The organism is Rhodococcus sp. 1R11 (assembly GCF_004563845.1).
Classification (GTDB): Bacteria; Actinomycetota; Actinomycetes; order Mycobacteriales; family Mycobacteriaceae; genus Rhodococcoides.
The window spans coordinates 111,647-130,049 of record NZ_SPNG01000007.1 but is presented as its reverse complement, the minus strand read 5'-3'; the positions used below and the strand labels follow the sequence as shown (position 1 = coordinate 130,049).

The 18,403-nt window shown below is 66.1% G+C and carries 18 protein-coding genes; 1 reads left to right on the top strand and 17 read right to left on the bottom strand.

Annotated features, from left to right (window positions below; translation table 11 throughout):
• Positions 1-39: 39 nt before the first annotated feature.
• From pyrF to E4P29_RS14325, 10 genes are all read right to left on the bottom strand, one after another.
• Positions 40-870, bottom strand: coding sequence for an orotidine-5'-phosphate decarboxylase (gene pyrF, locus E4P29_RS14370; RefSeq protein ID WP_135045653.1), 831 nt, complete (start codon positions 868-870; stop codon positions 40-42).
• On the bottom strand, positions 867-4,208 hold the full coding sequence (carB, locus tag E4P29_RS14365) for a carbamoyl-phosphate synthase large subunit (protein ID WP_135045651.1): 3,342 nt from the start codon (positions 4,206-4,208) through the stop codon (positions 867-869). The genes pyrF and carB overlap by 4 nt, the downstream gene beginning before the upstream one ends.
• Positions 4,208-5,338: a glutamine-hydrolyzing carbamoyl-phosphate synthase small subunit gene (gene carA, locus E4P29_RS14360; RefSeq protein ID WP_135045649.1), complete on the bottom strand. Its 1,131-nt coding sequence runs from the start codon at positions 5,336-5,338 to the stop codon at positions 4,208-4,210. Before carA ends, carB begins: the two co-directional genes overlap by 1 nt.
• Positions 5,335-5,841: a transporter gene (locus E4P29_RS14355; RefSeq protein ID WP_135045647.1), complete on the bottom strand. Its 507-nt coding sequence runs from the start codon at positions 5,839-5,841 to the stop codon at positions 5,335-5,337. The genes carA and E4P29_RS14355 overlap by 4 nt, the downstream gene beginning before the upstream one ends.
• Positions 5,842-5,845: 4 nt before the next feature.
• Complete coding sequence (locus tag E4P29_RS14350; RefSeq protein WP_135045646.1) at positions 5,846-7,162, bottom strand: dihydroorotase; 1,317 nt, start codon at positions 7,160-7,162, stop codon at positions 5,846-5,848.
• Entirely contained in the window at positions 7,159-8,139 is a 981-nt protein-coding gene (locus E4P29_RS14345) for an aspartate carbamoyltransferase catalytic subunit (RefSeq protein WP_135045644.1), read from the bottom strand. Before E4P29_RS14345 ends, E4P29_RS14350 begins: the two co-directional genes overlap by 4 nt.
• Positions 8,136-8,723: a bifunctional pyr operon transcriptional regulator/uracil phosphoribosyltransferase PyrR gene (pyrR, locus tag E4P29_RS14340; RefSeq protein ID WP_135045642.1), complete on the bottom strand. Its 588-nt coding sequence runs from the start codon at positions 8,721-8,723 to the stop codon at positions 8,136-8,138. The genes E4P29_RS14345 and pyrR overlap by 4 nt, the downstream gene beginning before the upstream one ends.
• Positions 8,724-8,864: 141 nt before the next feature.
• Entirely contained in the window at positions 8,865-9,419 is a 555-nt protein-coding gene (gene nusB, locus E4P29_RS14335) for a transcription antitermination factor NusB (RefSeq protein WP_135045640.1), read from the bottom strand.
• A gap of 1 nt (position 9,420) precedes the next feature.
• Positions 9,421-9,984, bottom strand: a complete 564-nt coding sequence (efp, locus tag E4P29_RS14330) for an elongation factor P (protein ID WP_027496978.1) — start codon at positions 9,982-9,984, stop codon at positions 9,421-9,423.
• A 76-nt stretch (positions 9,985-10,060) separates the two neighbouring features.
• A complete protein-coding gene (locus tag E4P29_RS14325) occupies positions 10,061-11,152 on the bottom strand; it encodes a Xaa-Pro peptidase family protein (protein WP_135045638.1) in 1,092 nt (363 codons plus the stop codon).
• A gap of 115 nt (positions 11,153-11,267) precedes the next feature.
• Here E4P29_RS14325 and E4P29_RS14320 point away from each other — a divergent pair, with 115 nt between their 5' ends.
• Positions 11,268-11,918, top strand: coding sequence for a B-4DMT family transporter (locus tag E4P29_RS14320; RefSeq protein ID WP_135045636.1), 651 nt, complete (start codon positions 11,268-11,270; stop codon positions 11,916-11,918).
• Between the two features lie 102 nt (positions 11,919-12,020).
• On the opposite strand, the gene aroB is transcribed toward E4P29_RS14320, so the two are convergent.
• From aroB to ruvX, 7 genes are all read right to left on the bottom strand, one after another.
• Positions 12,021-13,133, bottom strand: a complete 1,113-nt coding sequence (gene aroB / locus E4P29_RS14315) for a 3-dehydroquinate synthase (RefSeq protein WP_135045634.1) — start codon at positions 13,131-13,133, stop codon at positions 12,021-12,023.
• Positions 13,134-13,143: 10 nt separating this feature from the next.
• The gene (locus E4P29_RS14310) at positions 13,144-13,698 is read right to left on the bottom strand and encodes a shikimate kinase (RefSeq protein ID WP_135045633.1); all 555 of its coding nucleotides are present in this window, start codon (positions 13,696-13,698) and stop codon (positions 13,144-13,146) included.
• On the bottom strand, positions 13,695-14,882 hold the full coding sequence (gene aroC, locus E4P29_RS14305) for a chorismate synthase (protein ID WP_135045631.1): 1,188 nt from the start codon (positions 14,880-14,882) through the stop codon (positions 13,695-13,697). Before aroC ends, E4P29_RS14310 begins: the two co-directional genes overlap by 4 nt.
• Positions 14,883-14,894: 12 nt before the next feature.
• The gene (locus tag E4P29_RS14300) at positions 14,895-15,482 is read right to left on the bottom strand and encodes an A24 family peptidase (protein ID WP_135045629.1); all 588 of its coding nucleotides are present in this window, start codon (positions 15,480-15,482) and stop codon (positions 14,895-14,897) included.
• A 143-nt stretch (positions 15,483-15,625) separates the two neighbouring features.
• Positions 15,626-16,438 (bottom strand): shikimate dehydrogenase, encoded by an 813-nt coding sequence (locus tag E4P29_RS14295; protein WP_135045627.1) that lies wholly within the window; start codon positions 16,436-16,438, stop codon positions 15,626-15,628.
• A gap of 1 nt (position 16,439) precedes the next feature.
• Positions 16,440-17,873: an endolytic transglycosylase MltG gene (locus E4P29_RS26365; protein WP_135045625.1), complete on the bottom strand. Its 1,434-nt coding sequence runs from the start codon at positions 17,871-17,873 to the stop codon at positions 16,440-16,442.
• Positions 17,870-18,403: a Holliday junction resolvase RuvX gene (gene ruvX / locus E4P29_RS14285; protein ID WP_135045623.1), complete on the bottom strand. Its 534-nt coding sequence runs from the start codon at positions 18,401-18,403 to the stop codon at positions 17,870-17,872. The genes E4P29_RS26365 and ruvX overlap by 4 nt, the downstream gene beginning before the upstream one ends.

Below are 18,403 nucleotides of genomic sequence, written 5' to 3'. Positions count from 1 at the left end.
GCTAACCCACCCCCACACGCTCGACGACGCGACCATGGACTATGCGAGACCGGCTTCGATCTCGTCACGCAACTGCGTCGCCGCCGCACGCAACGCCGTCACCGACGGACCCGCCGCCAGCACACTCCGAGAGGAGTTCGGCAACAGCAGCTCTCGGCAATCACGGAAGATCTCTGCCAGATCGTTCACCGTGGCACCCTGGGCACCCAAGCCCGGCGCGAGCACCGGCCCGCGGTAGCTCGACAGATCGAGGCCGTGATCGCGGGTGGCCCCTATCACCAGGCCCACCGTGTCTGCATCGGCACGGTTGCGCGCAGCCGCCGCGTCGACGATCGACTGCGCAACCGACCCACCCGCCGACATCGACGCGTGCTGCAGCGCGGCGCCTTCCGGATTCGACGTCCGGGCAAGGACGAACACACCGCGGTCGTGAGCTACAGCTCGGTCGATAGCCGCACCCAAGGAGTCGAACCCCAGGTACGGCGACACCGTGACGGCATCGGACGACAACGGAGAACCCGGCTCCAGCCACGCCTGCGCGTACGCATCCATCGTCGTTCCGATATCGCCTCGCTTGGCATCGGCAATCACCAACGTGCCCGCGTCCCGCAGCACCCCGACGGTGCGCTCGAGAACCGCATAGCCGGCCGAACCGTACGACTCGAAGAACGCCACCTGAGGCTTGACGACAGCCACCTCACCGACGAACGCCTCAACACACAGCTCGGCGAACACCTCGAGACCGTCCGCCGACCGCGGCAGGTCCCACGCCTCGAGCAGAGCCGGATGCGGATCGATACCGACGCACAGCCGACCGCGCGCGGCGACCGCTGCTCGGAGCCGGTCCGACCAACTGTGGTGATGACTCACGGCAGAACCAGGCCTTCCTTCAGACCCGCATGCAGATCCTGCAGAGAGCGAACACCGATTCCACCGGCGATGGCGGCCTCGATGCCCTGCACCGCCGCCGACGCACCCTGCACCGTGGTGATGCACGGAATGTTCTGCGCCACAGCGGCACTACGGATTTCGTATCCGTCGACGCGGGGACCGGAGTTGCCGTACGGGGTATTGATGACCATCGCGATGTCGCCGGCCAGAATGCGGTCGACGATCGTATGCTCACCCTCCGGGACATCCTCGCCCGACTGCTTGTACACCTGCTCGCACTTGATTCCGTTGCGCCGCAACACATCTGCGGTTCCTTCGGTGGCCAGGATGTCGAACCCGAGATCGGCGAGGCGTTTCACCGGGAAGATCAGCGACCGCTTGTCCTTGTTCGCCACCGACACGAACACCGCACCGCCGGCGGGCAGCGACCCGTATGCGGCGGTCTGACTCTTGGCGAAGGCAGTACCGAAATCGAAGTCGATTCCCATCACCTCACCGGTGGACTTCATCTCTGGGCTCAGCAGAGTGTCGACGCCGGTTCCGTCCGCGCGGCGGAACCTGTTGAACGGCAACACCGCTTCCTTGACGGCGATAGGAGCTCCGGCCGGGACGGTGCCGCCGTCTCCGGTCGCCGGCAGGATTCCCGCCGTCCGAAGTTCGGCGATGCTCTCCCCCAACATCACTCGGGCGCACGCCTTCGCCAACTGCACAGCCGTCGCCTTGGACACGAACGGCACCGTCCGGCTGGCCCGAGGGTTGGCCTCGAGGACGTACAGAATGTCGTCCTTGAGGGCGTACTGCACGTTCAGCAGGCCCTGCACACCGATTCCCTTCGCGAGAGCCTCGGTGGACCGCCGAACGTTCTCGATGTCGGTCTTGCCGAGTGTGATAGGCGGCAACGCGCACGCCGAATCGCCGGAGTGAATACCGGCCTCCTCGATGTGTTCCATGATCCCGCCGATGTACACCTCGGTTCCGTCGCACAGCGCGTCGACGTCGATCTCGACCGCATCTTCGAGGAAACGGTCGACCAGCACCGGGCGGTCGTCCGAGATCTCCGTCGCATTGGAGATGTACGTCGCGAGTGATGCCTCGTCGTAGACGATCTCCATTCCGCGTCCGCCGAGTACGTACGACGGGCGGACCAGTACCGGGTAGCCGATGCCCGACGCGATCTCACGGGCTCCGTCGAACGTCGTCGCGGTGCCGTACTTGGCAGCCGGCAGGCCTGCAGCGTCGAGGACCTTGCCGAACTCGCCACGGTCCTCGGCGAGGTCGATGGCCTCGGGCGAGGTCCCGACGATGGGAACGCCCGCGGCCTTCAGCCGCTTCGCCAGGCCGAGCGGGGTCTGTCCGCCCAGCTGCACGATGACTCCACGAACCGTGCCCGACGCCGCCTCTGCTCGGTAGACCTCGAGGACGTCCTCGAACGTCAGCGGCTCGAAGTACAGGCGGTCGGCGGTGTCGTAGTCGGTGGAGACGGTCTCGGGGTTGCAGTTGACCATGACCGTCTCGTAGCCGGCCTCGGACAGCGTCAGCGCCGCATGCACACAGCTGTAGTCGAACTCGATGCCCTGACCGATACGGTTGGGACCGGATCCGAGGATCAGGACCTTGGGGCGGTCCGGCTGCGGGGCAACCTCGGTCTCGGCTTCGGGATCGAGCTCGTAGGTGCCGTAGTGATACGGGGTCTTGGCCTCGAACTCCGCCGCACAGGTGTCGACGGTCTTGTAGACCGGGTGCACACCGAGCTCGTCGCGCAGCGCCCGCACTCCGTCCTCACCGTCGAGTTCGGGGCGCAGAGCGGCGATCTGGCGATCGGACAGACCGTGGTACTTGGCCTGACGCAGCAGCGCCTCGTCGAATTCTGCGGCCTCGCGAACCTGGACGCCGAGTTCGTGGATCTGCTGGAACTGGTCGAGGAACCACGGGTCGATCTTGGTCGCCTCGAACAGCTGCTCGAGTGTGGCACCGAGAGCGAATGCCTTCTCGATCCCGTACATCCGACCGTCCTGAGGAACGGACAGGTCCTGCAGCAACGCTTCCAGACTTTCTGCCTCGACCTCGGGGCCGGTCCAGTAGCCCGCGCGCTTGGTTTCGAGCGAGCGCATCACCTTGCCGAAGGCTTCGGTGAAGTTGCGGCCGATGGACATCGCTTCGCCGACGGACTTCATCGTCGTGGTCAGCGTGCCGTCGGCACCGGGGAACTTCTCGAACGCGAATCGCGGTGCCTTGACGACCACGTAGTCCAGCGTCGGCTCGAAGCAGGCCGGCGTCTCCTTGGTGATGTCGTTGACGATCTCGTCGAGGGTGTACCCGATGGCCAGCTTGGCGGCCATCTTGGCAATCGGGTAGCCCGTGGCCTTCGACGCCAGCGCCGACGAGCGCGACACGCGGGGGTTCATCTCGATGACGACGAGTCGGCCGTCGGCCGGATCCATCGCGAACTGGATGTTGCAGCCGCCGGTGTCGACGCCCACCTCACGCAGGATGTCGATGGAGAGATCGCGCATCTTCTGATACTCGCGGTCGGTCAGCGTCATCGCGGGCGCGACGGTCACCGAGTCGCCGGTGTGCACGCCGACCGGGTCCACGTTCTCGATGGAACAGACGATGACCACGTTGTCGCGGCCGTCGCGCATGAGCTCGAGCTCGTATTCCTTCCATCCGAGAATGGACTCCTCGATCAGCACGTTGGCCGTCGGCGAGGCCGCCAGGCCGCCGCCGGCGATCCGGGTCAGATCCTCGTCGTTGTAGGCCAGTCCCGAACCGAGACCACCCATCGTGAACGACGGCCGGACGACGACCGGGAAGCCGAGTTCGGCGACGGTCTCGCGTACCTCGTCCATCGTGTAGCAGACGGCCGACTTGGCGGATTCTCCACCGACCTTGGCGACGATGTCCTTGAACTTCTGTCGATCCTCACCGCGCTGGATCGCGTCGAAGTCGGCACCGATCAGTTCGACGCCGTACTTGGTGAGAATGCCCTGATCGTGCAGAGCGACAGCGGCATTGAGAGCCGTCTGTCCACCCAGGGTCGCGAGCACGGCCTGGATGGGGTGGCCCTGCTCGGCCTCACGGGCGAAGATCTTCTCGATGAATTCCGCGGTGATCGGCTCGACGTAGGTGGCGTCGGCGAACTCCGGGTCGGTCATGATCGTGGCCGGGTTCGAGTTGACGAGGCTGACCCGCAGGCCTTCCTCACGAAGCACTCGACAGGCCTGGGTGCCGGAGTAGTCGAACTCGCAGGCCTGGCCGATGACGATCGGGCCGGATCCGATGACCAGGACGTGGTTCAGGTCTGTGCGGCGTGGCATTACTTCTTCTCCTGAAGGACGCTGGTGAAACGGTCGAAGAGGTAGGCGGCGTCGTGTGGGCCGGCCGCGGCCTCGGGGTGGTACTGCACTGAGAAGGCGCTGCCGCCGATCAGCTCGACGCCCTCGACGGTGCCGTCGTTGGCGCAGGTATGACTGATTCGTGCTCGACCGAAGTCGGTGTCGAATTCCTCGCCTGCTTCACCTTCTAGTGCGAACCCGTGATTCTGAGCGGTGATCGCGATCCGTCCGGTGGTGTGCTCGATCACCGGGATATTCATGCCGCGGTGGCCGAACTTCATCTTGTACGTGCCGCGACCCAGTGCCCGCCCGAAGATCTGGTTGCCGAAGCAGATGCCGAACAACGGCAGCTCTCGTTCGAGTACCTGCCTGGTCAGCGCGACACTGGTGTCTGCCGTGGCCGGGTCGCCCGGGCCGTTGGAGAGGAACACACCGTCCGGGTTCAGTTCGAGAACCTGCTCGATGCTGGTGTTCGACGGCACCACGTGCACGCGGATACCGCGCTCGGCGAACATCCTCGGAGTGTTGGTCTTGATGCCGAGATCGACTGCTACAACGGTGAATCGAGCGTCGCCGGTCGGTTCGATGGTGTACCCGGCACCGGTGGTCACCTCGCCGGCGAGATCCGCGCCGAGCATGGACTGCTGCCCGGTCACCTGCTCGAGCATCTCCTCGGAGGTGCCGAGGGAGTCGCCCGAGAACACTCCCGCCCGCATCGAACCGCGAGTACGCAGGTGCCGCACCAGAGCGCGCGTGTCGATTCCGGCGATGCCGACGACGTTCTGCGCCTCGAGCTGGTCTTGCAGCGTTCCGGTCGAGCGCCAGCTCGACGTCCGGCGCGCCGGGTCTCGGACGACGTAACCGGCGACCCAGATCTTGTTGGGATCCTGGGCACTGGCCGCCTCACCATCCTCCTGGTTCCAGCCGGTGTTACCGATCTGCGGAGCCGTGGCCACCACGATCTGGCGGTGGTAGCTCGGATCGGTGAGCGTCTCCTGGTATCCGGTCATACCGGTGCAGAAGACGGCTTCGCCGAGCGTGCGCCCCTGGGCCCCGAACGTGGTGCCGCGGAACGTCCGGCCGTCCTCCAGAACAAGAACTGCGCTGCTCACGCGGTTTCCTCCTTGGTTTCTCCGGTGAAACTCTCTGTCCACACCGGGTAGATCTGCTTGTCGTCGGCCCTGAAGCCGGTGTCTATCTCGGTCCCCGTCGGCAACTCCCAGCGGATCACCAGGAGACCGTCCTTGGTCATGACCTTGCCTGCGAGTCCGCGCTCGGTACGGATCGCCCGGATCGATTCGGTCGGAATCCAGATGGGTGACTCGCCGTCCCGGTCGAGGAGGATTCCCTTGTCGTGTCGGGAGAGCTCCCCGGTGGCGCGGTGGCCGATATCGCCCACGGCGATGCGGTCCTGCCAACTCGGCGCAATGGTGCTGCCGACGTAGAGCCCGGTGGCCGGCTGAATTCGATTGGCACCCAGGTCGTCCGGCACGGCCGGGAACTCGCCGATGCGTCCTTCCTGGCGCTTCTGCCGCCCGCGCCAACCCCAGAAGATCAGCGCGATCATCAGCGCCCAGAACAGGATGAAGCCGATGACGATGAGAACTCTGTCCACGGCTCTACTCCCCTGCCCTGTTCGCCACGACTCCGTCGCGGACGGTGATACGTCCACGGAAGACGGTGGTGGTCACCTTGGACGAGAAGCTCATGTCCTCGAACGGTGTGTTGTGTGCGATGCTCGCGAGCTTCTTGCCCGACACCGTCCAGTCGGCCTTCGGATCGACCAGCGTCAGGTTGGCGATTTCGCCCACCCCGATCGGACGGCCCTGATCGGCGAGGCCGACGATCTCGGCCGGACGTTCGCTCATGACTCTCGCCACACCGCGCCAGTCCAGCAGACCCGGGTTCACCATCGTGTCGACGACGATCGACAGTGCGGTCTCCAGTCCGAGCATTCCGGGCCGGGCGATGGAGAACTCACAGCATTTGTCCTGCTCGGCATGCGGTGCGTGATCGGTTGCCACGCAATCGATCACACCGTCGGCCAGTCCCTTGCGCAACGCGTCCACGTCGGACTTCTCGCGCAACGGCGGGTTCACCTTGTTGACGGCGTCGTACGTCTCCAGACGCGAGTCGTCGAGGAGCAGGTGATGGGGCGTCACCTCGGCGGTGATCGAAATACCCTGCCCCCGAGCCCATTTCAGCAGCTCGACGGTGCCGGCAGTGGAGGCATGGCAGATGTGTACGCGCGCATTCGCATCCCGAGCGAGCAGGGCATCACGTGCAACGATCGATTCCTCGGCGGCACGGGGCCATCCGGTGAGACCGAGCCGGGCGGCGTTCGGACCCTCGTGAGCGACCGAACCGACGGTCAATCGTGGCTCTTCCGCATGCTGGGCGATCAACACTCCGAGCGAACTCGAGTACTCCAGTGCGCGACGCATGATCAGTGGGTCGTCGACGCAGTGGCCGTCGTCGGAGAACATCTTGACCCGACCGACCCCGGCTGCCATCGTGGCCATCTCGGCCAACTGCTTGCCTTTCAGCCCCACGGTGACGGCTCCGACGGGGTGGACATCGACGAGTCCGACTTCCTGTCCGCGGCGCCACACATGGTCGGTCACGACGACCGAATCCGCGACCGGCGAGGTGTTGGCCATCGCGAACACGGCGGTGTACCCGCCGAGAGCAGCTGCGGCGGAGCCGGATTCGATGGTCTCGGTGTCTTCCCGGCCGGGCTCCCGCAGATGGGTGTGCATGTCGACGAATCCGGGCAGCAGAACCTGGCCGCGCGCCTCGACCACGTCGGCGCCGTCGGCGTCGACATCGGGCCCTATCTCGACGATCTCCTCGCCGGTGATCAGGACGTTCGTTTCGGGGCCCTCGCCGTACAGCAGGACTCCGCGCAGCAATACCGACGGTGCCGGAGCGGTCATGATGCTCCCCCGTCCGAACCGACCAGCAATCGGAACAGGACTGCCATCCGCACGTGAACTCCATTCGTAACCTGTTGCAAGACTGCGGTTTTGGGTGATTCGGCCACCGAGGACGCGATCTCCATACCGCGCAGCATCGGCCCCGGATGCAGCACCACGGCGTGCTCGGGCAGCAAGTCGAGTCGGCGCTGTGAGAGCCCGTACGTGATCGAGTACTCCCGCGCCGACGGAAAGAACCCGCCGTTCATCCGCTCGGCCTGCACGCGAAGCATCAGCACCGCATCCAACCCGGGTAGCTCGGCGTCGATGTCGTGCGAGACCCGAACCGGCCAGCCCCCGACACCGACCGGCAGCAGAGTCGGCGGCGCTACCAGCACGACGTCGGCTCCGAGGGTGGACAGGAGAATTGCATTCGATCGCGCTACCCGGCTGTGCAGAACATCGCCGACTATCGCGATGCGGCGACCGGCGATATCGCCCAGGCGTTGTCGGACCGTCAGAGCGTCGAGTAACGCCTGAGTCGGGTGTTCGTGGGTACCGTCGCCCGCATTGATGACCGCCGGACCGCCGCCAGGAGTGGAGCCTGCGGAACGACCATCGAGGCCAGCCCCCTGATCGGCGGTCCACCGAGCGATCTGGTGAGCAGCACCGGACGCAGGGTGGCGCACGATGAGTGCGTCGGCACCGGCCGCGCGCAGGGTCATCGCAGTGTCGCGGAGGGACTCCCCCTTGGATACCGACGAACTACTGGCGCTGACGTTGATCACGTCGGCACTCATCCATTTGCCCGCGACCTCGAACGACACCCGTGTTCGGGTGGAGTTCTCGAAGAAGACGGTCATGATCGTCCGGCCGCGCAATGTCGGCAGCTTCTTGACTTCGCGACCGAGCAGTGCCTGCTCGAAACGTTCGGCCTCGTCGAGTAGTTCGGTGGCGGATTCTGCGGTGAGGTCGGCGACCGACAGCAGGTGTTTCATCGCGCCGATCCTCCTTCGGACAAGCTGACGCCGTCCCGCCCGTCGTGCTCGGACAGCAGTACCGAGACGTCTTCGGTGCGCGCGGTGGGAACGTTCTTACCCACGTAGTCCGCGCGAAGGGGAAGCTCGCGGTGACCGCGGTCGATGAGAACCGCCAGCTGCACGGCGCGAGGACGACCGAGATCCCGTAGCGCATCGAGCGCGGAGCGGACTGTTCTGCCCGAGAACAGCACGTCGTCGACCAGAACGACCAGAGCATCGTCCACTCCGCCGGTGGGCACCGAGGTGCGTTCGAGTGGACGGTGCGGTTTGTTGCGCAGATCGTCGCGGTACAGGGTGATGTCGAGTGAGCCGAGAGGGGGCCGCACGCCGGAGAACGCCTCGATACGTTCGGCGAGACGCTCGGCCAGAGTGGTGCCGCGAGTGGGAATGCCCAGCAGCACGACACGCGGTGAGTCGGGGGCGTCGAGCGCGGTCTTCTCGATGATCTGGTGAGCCATGCGAGAGATGGTCCGACCTACATCGGCCGCGGACAGCAGCTCACGGACGGCAGGATCGGCGGATGAACTTTCGGGCGCAGGCAAACTACGACCTCCTTCTCCGCCTCTCTGGACGGATCGTTAAAGGATGTCTGACTCTAGAACTGCACAAAGCCTAGCAACGCCCTGCGAACCGGACTCACCAGGATCGCAGAGCGTTCGGTCACACTCCCGTGGACGGGTGTGTCACTGATCGGAGTCGACCGTCGTATCGTCCGGGCCTGCGGCCTGGGTACGCGACGACACAGCAGCCGCAGCCGCGCGAACCTGCGGTGCCACGAGCACGATTTGGCCGAGTACACCGTTGACGAAGCCCGGCGAATCGTCGGTGGACAGTTGCTTGGCGAGCTCCACCGCTTCGTCGACAGCGACGACCGGTGGGACGTCGGTGGCGTGGAAGAGCTCCCACACCGCGACCCGCAAGATCGCCCGATCGACCGCGGGCAGGCGGCCGATCGTCCAGTCCTTGAGATGATCGGCGATCACGCCGTCGAGTCGGTCCAGGTTCTCCGCCACCCCCTCGACCAGTGTGGAGGTGTACTCACTGACCGGTGCGATCGTGTCGTCGCCGCGGGCGAGTTCGATCCGTTCGCTGGTCAGATTCACCGGGTCGACGTTGCGCGCTTCTGCCTCGAACAGGAAATCCACGGCACGCTTGCGGGCCTTGTGGCGCGCACCCAGCTTCTTCGCGCCGGGGACGCCGTTCTGCGAACCGGAGGATGTCGACTTCTTCGATGACACGTTAGGAGTTCACACGCCCGAGGTAGTTGCCGTCACGGGAATCGACCTTGAGCTTGTCGCCGGTGTTGATGAACAACGGCACCGAGATCTCGGCTCCGGTCTCGAGCGTGGCCGGCTTGGTGCCACCGGTCGAGCGGTCTCCCTGCAAGCCGGGGTCGGTGTGCTTGACCTCGAGCTCGACGGTGACGGGAAGCTCGACGTACAGCGGAACGCCCTCGTGCATCGCGACCTGGACGCGGAGGTTCTCGAGCAGGAATCGCGCACCGTCGCCGACGGTCGCCTCACCGATGGAGAGCTGGTCGTAGGTGTCGGCATCCATGAACACGTAGTCGCTACCGTCGTGGTAGAGGTACGTCATGTCGCGTCGGTCGACCGTTGCGGTCTCGACCTTCACACCGGCGTTGAACGTCTTGTCGACGACCTTGCCCGACAGCACGTTCTTGAGCTTGGTTCGCACGAACGCAGGCCCCTTACCGGGCTTGACGTGCTGAAATTCGATGATCGACCACAGCTGGTTCTCCAGGTTGAGAACCAGTCCGTTCTTGAAATCGCTGGTGGAAGCCACTTGCTTCGCGTCTCCTCAATCGTTTGTGCGCGTGACGCGCCGTCGGTCACGTGCGGGATTCGCTCCCGCCCGCGCGCTAGACGGACGTGAGTTCCTTGCTTGTCAGGGTGAGCAGTTCCGGACCCTCGTCGCGAACGACGAGTGTGTCCTCGATCCGAACGCCGCCGCGGCCGGAGAAGTAGACACCCGGTTCGACGGTGACCGCTGCACCGCTCAGCAGTGTACCGGTGCTCGACTTCGCGATTCCCGGCGCTTCGTGAATTTCGAGGCCGACTCCGTGACCGAGCCCGTGCAGGAAGTACTCGCCGTACCCTGCCTCCTCGATGACCGACCGCGATGCAGCGTCGACCGAGGCGGTCTCGATACCGGGTGCCAGCGCCTCTCGGCCTGCGGCCTGCGACCGCTGCACCAGTTCGTACAGCTCCCGCTGCCACTGCGCCGGCTCGCCGATGACGAAGGTGCGCGTCATGTCCGAGTGGTATCCGGCCACCAGCGCGCCGAAGTCCAGCTTCACGAAGTCCCCCTCGGCCAGTACGGCGTCGGTCGGCCGGTGATGCGGCACCGCGGAGTTCGCCCCGGCGGCAACGATGGTCTCGAACGAGACGGAGTCGGCTCCGTGATCGAGCATCAGCGATTCGAGCTCGCGAGCCACTTCGCGCTCGGTCCGGCCCGCGCGAATCCCGCCGCCGCTCAGAAGCTCGGCGAGCGCGTCGTCGGCGGCGCGGCACGCGTCTCGAAGCACACCCACCTCGTACTCGTCCTTGACCATGCGCAGCGATTCCACGACTCCGGGCGCACGCACCAGTTCGAGGCCGCCGTCGAGCTGAGCCCACGCACGATGGGCATCGACCGTGACCACATGACTCTCGAAGCCGACACGGGTGCCGCGACCGGATATACCGGCACCGAGCAGGTGCAGCGCCGAAGCCCGGTCGATCTCCGCGCGCAGATCCGGAACCTGCTCGGCGACCTGGGTGACGTAGCGGCCGTCGGTGCAGATCACTGTTCGCTCGTCACCACCGGTCGACACGAGCAGCGCGGCATTGGAACCGGTGAAGCCGGTCAGGTAGCGCACATTGAGCAGGTCGGTGATCAGAATCGAGTCGAGGCCGTCCTGGGTCAACAGCTCTCGCAAGGCACCGCGGCGGGCACCGAAATCAGCAGACATGTTCCCGACATTACTGGTCGGCCGGCAACGGATCGGAAGCCTCGGCTGCGCCGCCCCCACGGCGAACCTGTGGGCCCCGACACACAACCGGCCACGTGCGGATATGCTGTGCCGCATGACTGGGTGGGCAGTGCGTGGCATAGGTATGGCTTTGATCAACGTCGTCGCTCGATTGCTGCTGGGGGCAGCGGTGTCGATGTGGCCTCTGAGCGGTTCGGCGCTGCGATGGGTGGCGTATGCCCTCGTCGTGCTCGTCATTGCCGTCTGGGCCGGCATCGACGGGATCCGCGACCGACGCAGGAACCCCGACCCGGACAAGGGCGAGGACCTGACGATGGTCTGGCTCAAGGCTGCTGTGGTCGGCGGGCTGCTCGCCGGACTGCTCAGTTGGATCATCGATTTCTTCGTCGACTTCAGCCTGGGCCAGAACGGACTGATCTTCGAGCTGACCTCGGGCGCGGCGTTCACGATCCTGACGGTCTTCGTCGTCGCGAGCATCGCGATGTTCGTCGGCAGGCAGATCGTCAACCGCGAGGCGAAGAAGAAGTTGGCCGCCTCCGACGCCGAGCGCACGCACGAGCGCCAGCTCGTGAACGCCCGCTCGGCCGAGCGGGCAGACCAGGCGGGCACGCGGTCGCAGGCCGAACCGCAATGGGCACCCGAGCACGGCGAGGCCGACACCGAGGTCTTCTCGGCTGTCGACGCCGACGGCAAGCCCCGGATGGACAAGCGCAGCAACCGCCACGGGAGCGCCGACGGCTCCTGATCCACTCGGCACACGTCCAACGGGCGGTGGTCGATGCAGTGTGTGCATCGACCACCGCCCGTTGTGTGTTCGGAGGGTGTCCCAGGCGTACAGCACCCAGGTCTACAACATGATGGCGGAACCACCGGCCGCCGGAGCCTCGCGACCCACGGCCGAGAAGGCAGCGACGAGCAGAGCCGGGTCCGGGCCCTCGAGGCGACCGGGCTTGGCCAATCCGTCCAGGACGACGAAGCGAAGCAAGCCGGCCCGGTTCTTCTTGTCCGTCTGCATTCCCTTGAGCAGGTCGGCGAACGCGTGCTCGTCGTAGCTCACCGGCAAGCCGACCGATTCGAGGATCGCCCGATGGCGGTCTGCGGTCGCGTCGTCGAGCCGACCGGCCAGACGACCGAGCTCGGCGGCGAACACGAGACCGACCGACACTGCGGCGCCGTGACGCCAGCGGTACTGCTCACGCCGCTCGATGGCGTGGGCGAGGGTGTGACCGTAGTTGAGGATCTCCCGTAGATTCGATTCCCGCAGATCGGCGGCCACGACCCTGGCCTTGACTTCTACGGACCGTCTGATGAGCTCCGGCAATACGTCGCCGGTCGGATCGAGCGCCGAAGCGGGATCTGCTTCGATGATGTCCAGAATCACCGGGTCGGCGATGAAGCCGGTCTTGATCACCTCGGCCAGGCCCGACACGATCTCGTTCTTCGGCACGGTCTCGAGTGTCGCGAGGTCGACCAGCACCGCGGCCGGTTCGTGGAACGAGCCGACCAAATTCTTGCCGGCATCGGTATTGATGCCGGTTTTTCCGCCGACGGCGGCGTCGACCATGGCCAGCAGAGTCGTCGGAACGTGGACGATTCGCACGCCACGCATCCACGTCGCCGCGACGAAACCGGCGAGATCGGTGGCCGCGCCGCCGCCGAGCGAGACGATGGCGTCACTTCTGGTCAGGCCGATGCGTCCGAGCACCTCCCAGCAGAATCCGGCGACTGCGAGGTCCTTGCCGTCCTCTGCATCCGGAATTTCGATGCGGTGTGCATCGATCCCCTTGTCCGCCAACGCTGCTCGTACCGCTTCTGCCGTCTCGGCCAGCGGTGGCTGGTGGAAGATCGCGACCGTCGCGGTTCCGGCGAGCTCGTCGACGAGGTCCGTCAACAGGCCTCGGCCGATGATCACCGGGTACGGGTTGGCACTCTCGACCTGGACGCGTACGGGCTCTGTCATCGAATCACCTTCATCTACTGGGGGTTTCGTCGTTCACTTCACGGACGGGCGCAGGTGCGAGCGCAGTGAGCTTGGCCACCAGCTGGCCCACGACTCGGGCCGGACTGCGACTGTCCGTCCGCACTCGCACGGTGGCAACCGAGCGATAGAGGGGGCGGCGGTGACGCATCAATTCCTGATACTTGGCACGTGGATCCGGGCCGGCGAGCAACGGCCGAGACGTGTTGGCTCCGGTTCGCCGAAGCCCTTCCGACACACTGATTTCCAGATACACAACAGTGTGCGCGGCGAGCAGCTTTCGGGTCGCAGCCGACAACACGGCTCCGCCGCCGAGAGAGACGATGCCGTCGTGCGAGGCCAGCGCACCGGCGACGATCCGCTCCTCGATCTCGCGAAATGCAGGCTCACCGTCGTGCGAGAAGATATCGGCGATCGTTCGCCCGGTGTCTCGCTCGATGGCCACGTCGGTATCGAACAGATCCAGATTCAACGCCTGGGCCAACCGCCGTCCGATGGTCGATTTTCCTGCACCCGGCGGTCCGACGAGGACCGCGTACGGGCTCATCGCGGGGGTCGGGCGGCGGTGCCCTTCACGTAGTGGTCGACGTTGCTCGTCGTCTCCGCCAGCGAATCTCCACCGAACTTCTCCAACGCGGCCTGCGCGATCACGAGGGCAACCATCGTCTCCGCCACAACTCCGGCGGCCGGAACAGCGCACACGTCCGAGCGCTGGTGAATGGCCACAGCTTCGTCACCGGTCGACATGTCCACCGTCGACAGAGCACGGGGAACCGTGGAGATCGGTTTCATCGCGGCACGCACCCGCAGCGCCTCACCGTTGGTCATTCCACCTTCGATCCCGCCTGCACGGTTCGTAGAGCGGAGAACTCCGTCGGGCCCTGGCTTGATCTCGTCGTGTGCGACGCTGCCGCGTCGACGTGCGGTCTCGAAACCGTCACCGACCTCGACACCCTTGATTGCCTGAATACCCATCAGCGCAGCTGCAAGTCTGGCGTCGAGCTTGCGTTCACCCGAGACGAACGAGCCGAGGCCGACCGGGAGTCCGTGCACGACCACCTCGACGATGCCGCCGAGGGTGTCGCCGTCCTTCTTCGCGGCTTCGATCTCCGCGATCATGGACTCCTCTGTGGCCTTGTCGAAGGCCCGCACCGGAGACTCGTCGATGGCATCGATGTCCGCGCCCGCGGGCGGCGGGCCGACATAGGGATCCGAGGCACCGATGGAGATCACGTGCGAGACGACGTCGACGCCGAACGCCTGCTTCAGGAACAGTCGCGCAACCGTTCCGATTGCTACACGCGCCGCGGTCTCACGCGCACTGGCGCGCTCGAGCACTGGACGTGCGTCGTCGAAGCCGTACTTGAGCATCCCGGAGAAGTCGGCATGCCCGGGCCGAGGCCGAGTCAGCGGAGAGTTGCGGGCCAGATCGGCCAGGACGGCTTCGTCGACGGGGTCGGCCGACATCACCTGCTCCCACTTCGGCCATTCGGTGTTGCCGACCTCGATCGCCACCGGCCCGCCCATGGTCCGGCCGTGTCGAACACCACCGGTGAGGGTCACCTTGTCCGCTTCGAACTTCATACGGGCACCGCGGCCGTAGCCGAGGCGACGGCGAGCGAGTTGGCGAGCAATGTCGTCCGAGGTCACCTCGACTCCCGCGACCATTCCTTCGAGAATGGCGACGAGAGCGGGTCCGTGGGATTCTCCGGCAGTTATCCAGCGCAGCACTCGAACATCTTTTCACGTCGTGGCCGCCGCAACTGCCAGCAGGGTGGCCGCGCACATCGACGGCCCGTGCGCGATGCGCGCACGGCGGTATCCGCAGGCCGCCGCAATCGATCCCACCACGGCTGTGGCCACCGGCGCCGCAACCGCCGCGACGGTCCACCCGGGTGTACCACCCAGGCACGCGAGGGAACCTACGGACCAGGCGAGCTTGACGTCGCCCGCGCCGAACGCCCCCGGCGCGACGAGATGAACCACGAGGTAGACGGCGAACAGCAGCGCCCCGCCCAGCAGAGCCTGAGCCGAACCCGTCGCCACCAGCACTGCCGGAACCACGACGGCACCGGGAACGGTCAACACGTTCGGTAACCGGCGACACCGCAGGTCGACGGCGATCAGCGCTGCGAACCACCACGTCAGCACGCACCAGGAAATCAGCCCCCACGACGCGGCATGCGCGCTCCCCCCGAACCTCCACCACGCCCACCCGGATCCGAGGACACACAGCGCCGGTAGAAAACGCGGCTGCCATCGACGCAACACGACACGCAGCACCACACCGGCGACAGCACCGACCGTGGCGGCGACACCCACACTCCACATGGCTCGAAGCGTCGCACCGAGACGAATCGAGTTGCGCGCACAGCCCAGGTCACGAAAAGACCTGTGTACAACCGTCGCCCTGTGCACAACCGATGATCGACGGGCACCGATGGAGGTTGCTGGTCGGCCGACTACAGACGCGGCTACCGAACGACGCCGAGCGCCTCTCGCATGGCCGATCTGGGTGCCGGCATACCGGTGAATTGCTCTACCTGCCCGTAGGCCTGGTTGAGCAGCATCGACAGTCCGCTGATGACGGTTCCGCCGGCGTCGTCGACCGCAGCGGCCAGAGCGGTCGGCCAGGGGTCGTAGATCGCATCGAGTACGAGGGGTGCCCGGCCGAGAGCCGCGGCGAAGGGGGCAACCCCGGCTGCGGGGACGGTGCTGACCAACACGGCCGACGCCGCCGCGACGTCCGCGAGTCCGGAATCGGTCAACTGCACGAAGTCGGCGCGCAACCCGGCGGCCACCGCGCAGTCCAGAGTGGCTGTCGCACGATCGGCAGACCGTGCCACCACCGTGACCGACGCGGCACGCAACGCGGCCAGGGCCACGATCGCCGGTCTGGACGTACCGCCTGCACCCACCACCGTCACGGCGGCACCGGACAGATCGTCGATTCCCGCATCTCGCAAGGCACCGACAACGCCGTCCACATCCGTGCAGTCCGCCCGCCATCCCGACGCCGTTCGCAGCAGAGTGTTCGCCGACCCGGCCAGGACGGCGCGTTCGGTGCGTTCCGACGCGTACGCCAGTGCGGCGACCTTGCCGGGCATCGTCACCGATACGCCGACCCAATCCGGCCCGAAACCGTCCAGCAGCGCGGGAAGTTGCTCGGCCGTGCACTCGATACGGTCGTAGGTCCACTCGTCGAGGCCGAGGGCGCGGTAGGCCGCCCGATGGAGCACCGGTGATTTCGAGTGCTCGATCGGGCTGCCGAGTACGGCGGCCCGCACGTCAGCGGCCGCTGTCGAGGAAGCCGGCTTCCACTTTGCCGATGTTGGCCAGGTGCTCGTCGTAGCTGCGGGTGAACAGCGTCTCCCCAGCCTGGTTGATGGTGACGAAGTACAGCCAGTCTCCGTCGGCCGGCATCTCGACGGCCTGTACCGCACCGATGCTCGGGGACGAGATCGGAGTGGCGGGCAGCCCTTCGCTGGCATAGGTGTTCCAGGGCGTCACCGTGGCGCGATCGGCGTCGGTGGTGGCCACCTCGGTGGTGTCGAGCGAGTAGTTGACCGTCGAGTCGAATTCGAGCTTCTGCGGCACCGCGAGACGGTTGAGGATGACCCGCGCCACTTTGCTGAAGTCCTGCGGCAGGGATTCACGCTCCACCAGCGAGGCCGCGACGAGTGTGTCGTACGGGGTCAGTCCGGAGTTGCTGCCCGCGGTGAGGATTCCGGTCTCCTCGTAGCGGGTGGCGCTCTCGGACACCAATTGCTTCAGGATGTCCTCAGGAGCGGCGCTGGGATCGAAGTCCCACGTTCCGGCGGCGATCAGACCTTCGAGCTGCCGGTCTCGGTCCGGCACGCCCTCGACGCGGTCGGTTGCCCACTGCGGCACTCCCAGGGCTGCCGGATCGTCGACCGCTCCTGCTGCGTTGAGATCGTCGTAGCTGATGCACGTCGGACTGCCGCTGCCGGTCCGATCCACGCAGCTGGCCTCGGAGATCAGGGTGTAGATCCCCTTCTTGACCGAACCGGTGTTCACGTCTCTCGCGTCGTGGAGTTGACGCCCCTCGGAGATGACCATGTTTCCCACCCGCGAGGCAGGATCCACCAACTCGTCGACTGCTCGGGAAGCCGGAACACCGCTGGTGAGAAGGTAGAAGCCCGGCTGAACCGACGTGATCGCATTGTTCTGCAGAGCAGCTTCGAGGAACGCTCCGGAACTCGCCACCACGCCCTTGTCCGCAGCCTCGGTGCCGATCTGCTGGGCGGTGTCGTTGGGATGGACCTGAATCACGACTCCGTCACCGGACGACCCGGCCGCGAAGTCCTCGTTCGGTGTCGTTCGATTACCGAACTTGTTCACTGCGAAGTACCCCCCTCCTGCCACGGCGACGACCAACAGCAGTCCGAGAACCAGAGCGACGACCCGGCCGCGACGCTTCCGGCTGGACGCAGCGCGTTCCCGGCGACCGGCGGCGCGGCTCCGGCCGACAGCCTGCGGCATCGCACCGGCATCTGGATCCACTGCCGGACCGCCGACAGCCTCGCGGTCCGCGCGGCGGGTGCCCTGCGTATGCGGTTCACTGCGTTGCGGCGGCCGGGACCGACTCACGCTCCGGTGGAACTCACTGCCCTCGTCCACGCGATACCCGATCGGATCGGTGTGAGCCTCGTCCGGGGCCACCCGCCGTCGACCCCGATCATCGGACCCATGGTTGCTCACTCGTCGACCTCCGTCGATCCAGAATTCGTCGTTGCCCGGTGCGCCGCGGCCCGTCGTTCGTCGAGCCAGCCCTGCAGTATTGCTACCGCGGCGGCCTGGTCGATGACCGAACGCTGATCCTTCGCGCGCACACCGCTCTCCCGTAAGGCACGCGACGCGCTTACCGTAGTCAGTCGCTCGTCGGCCATACGAATCGGCACATCGCCCAACCGCCTGTGCAGGGAACGGCCGAACCTCTCCGCCGCGTCGACCGCACTTCCACGTTCACCGCGCAACGTGCGAGGCAGTCCGATGACGACCTCGACGGCCTCGTACTCGGCAACGATGTCCGCCACTCGGACGACGTCCGGCGCATCGGGTCCCTTGATCTTGGACCGCGGCACCGTTTCGACGGGCGTCGCGAGGACGCCATCGGGGTCCGAAGACGCGATACCGATGCGAACGCTTCCGACGTCTATGCCGATGCGTCGGCCGCGGCCCGGATCGTCGACACCGGGTCGATCGGGGCCCCGCCCCTGAGTCGGCACGAT

Coding starts and splice junctions, on each gene's coding strand:
- E4P29_RS14345 (WP_135045644.1), bottom strand. CDS start 8,139: ATGAAACACCTGCTGTCGGTCGCCGACCTCACCGCAGAATCCGCCACC.
- carB (WP_135045651.1), bottom strand. CDS start 4,208: ATGCCACGCCGCACAGACCTGAACCACGTCCTGGTCATCGGATCCGGC.
- aroB (WP_135045634.1), bottom strand. CDS start 13,133: ATGACAGAGCCCGTACGCGTCCAGGTCGAGAGTGCCAACCCGTACCCG.
- E4P29_RS14310 (WP_135045633.1), bottom strand. CDS start 13,698: ATGAGCCCGTACGCGGTCCTCGTCGGACCGCCGGGTGCAGGAAAATCG.
- E4P29_RS14300 (WP_135045629.1), bottom strand. CDS start 15,482: ATGTGGAGTGTGGGTGTCGCCGCCACGGTCGGTGCTGTCGCCGGTGTG.
- E4P29_RS14320 (WP_135045636.1), top strand. CDS start 11,268: ATGACTGGGTGGGCAGTGCGTGGCATAGGTATGGCTTTGATCAACGTC.
- E4P29_RS14350 (WP_135045646.1), bottom strand. CDS start 7,162: ATGACCGCTCCGGCACCGTCGGTATTGCTGCGCGGAGTCCTGCTGTAC.
- E4P29_RS14325 (WP_135045638.1), bottom strand. CDS start 11,152: ATGTCTGCTGATTTCGGTGCCCGCCGCGGTGCCTTGCGAGAGCTGTTG.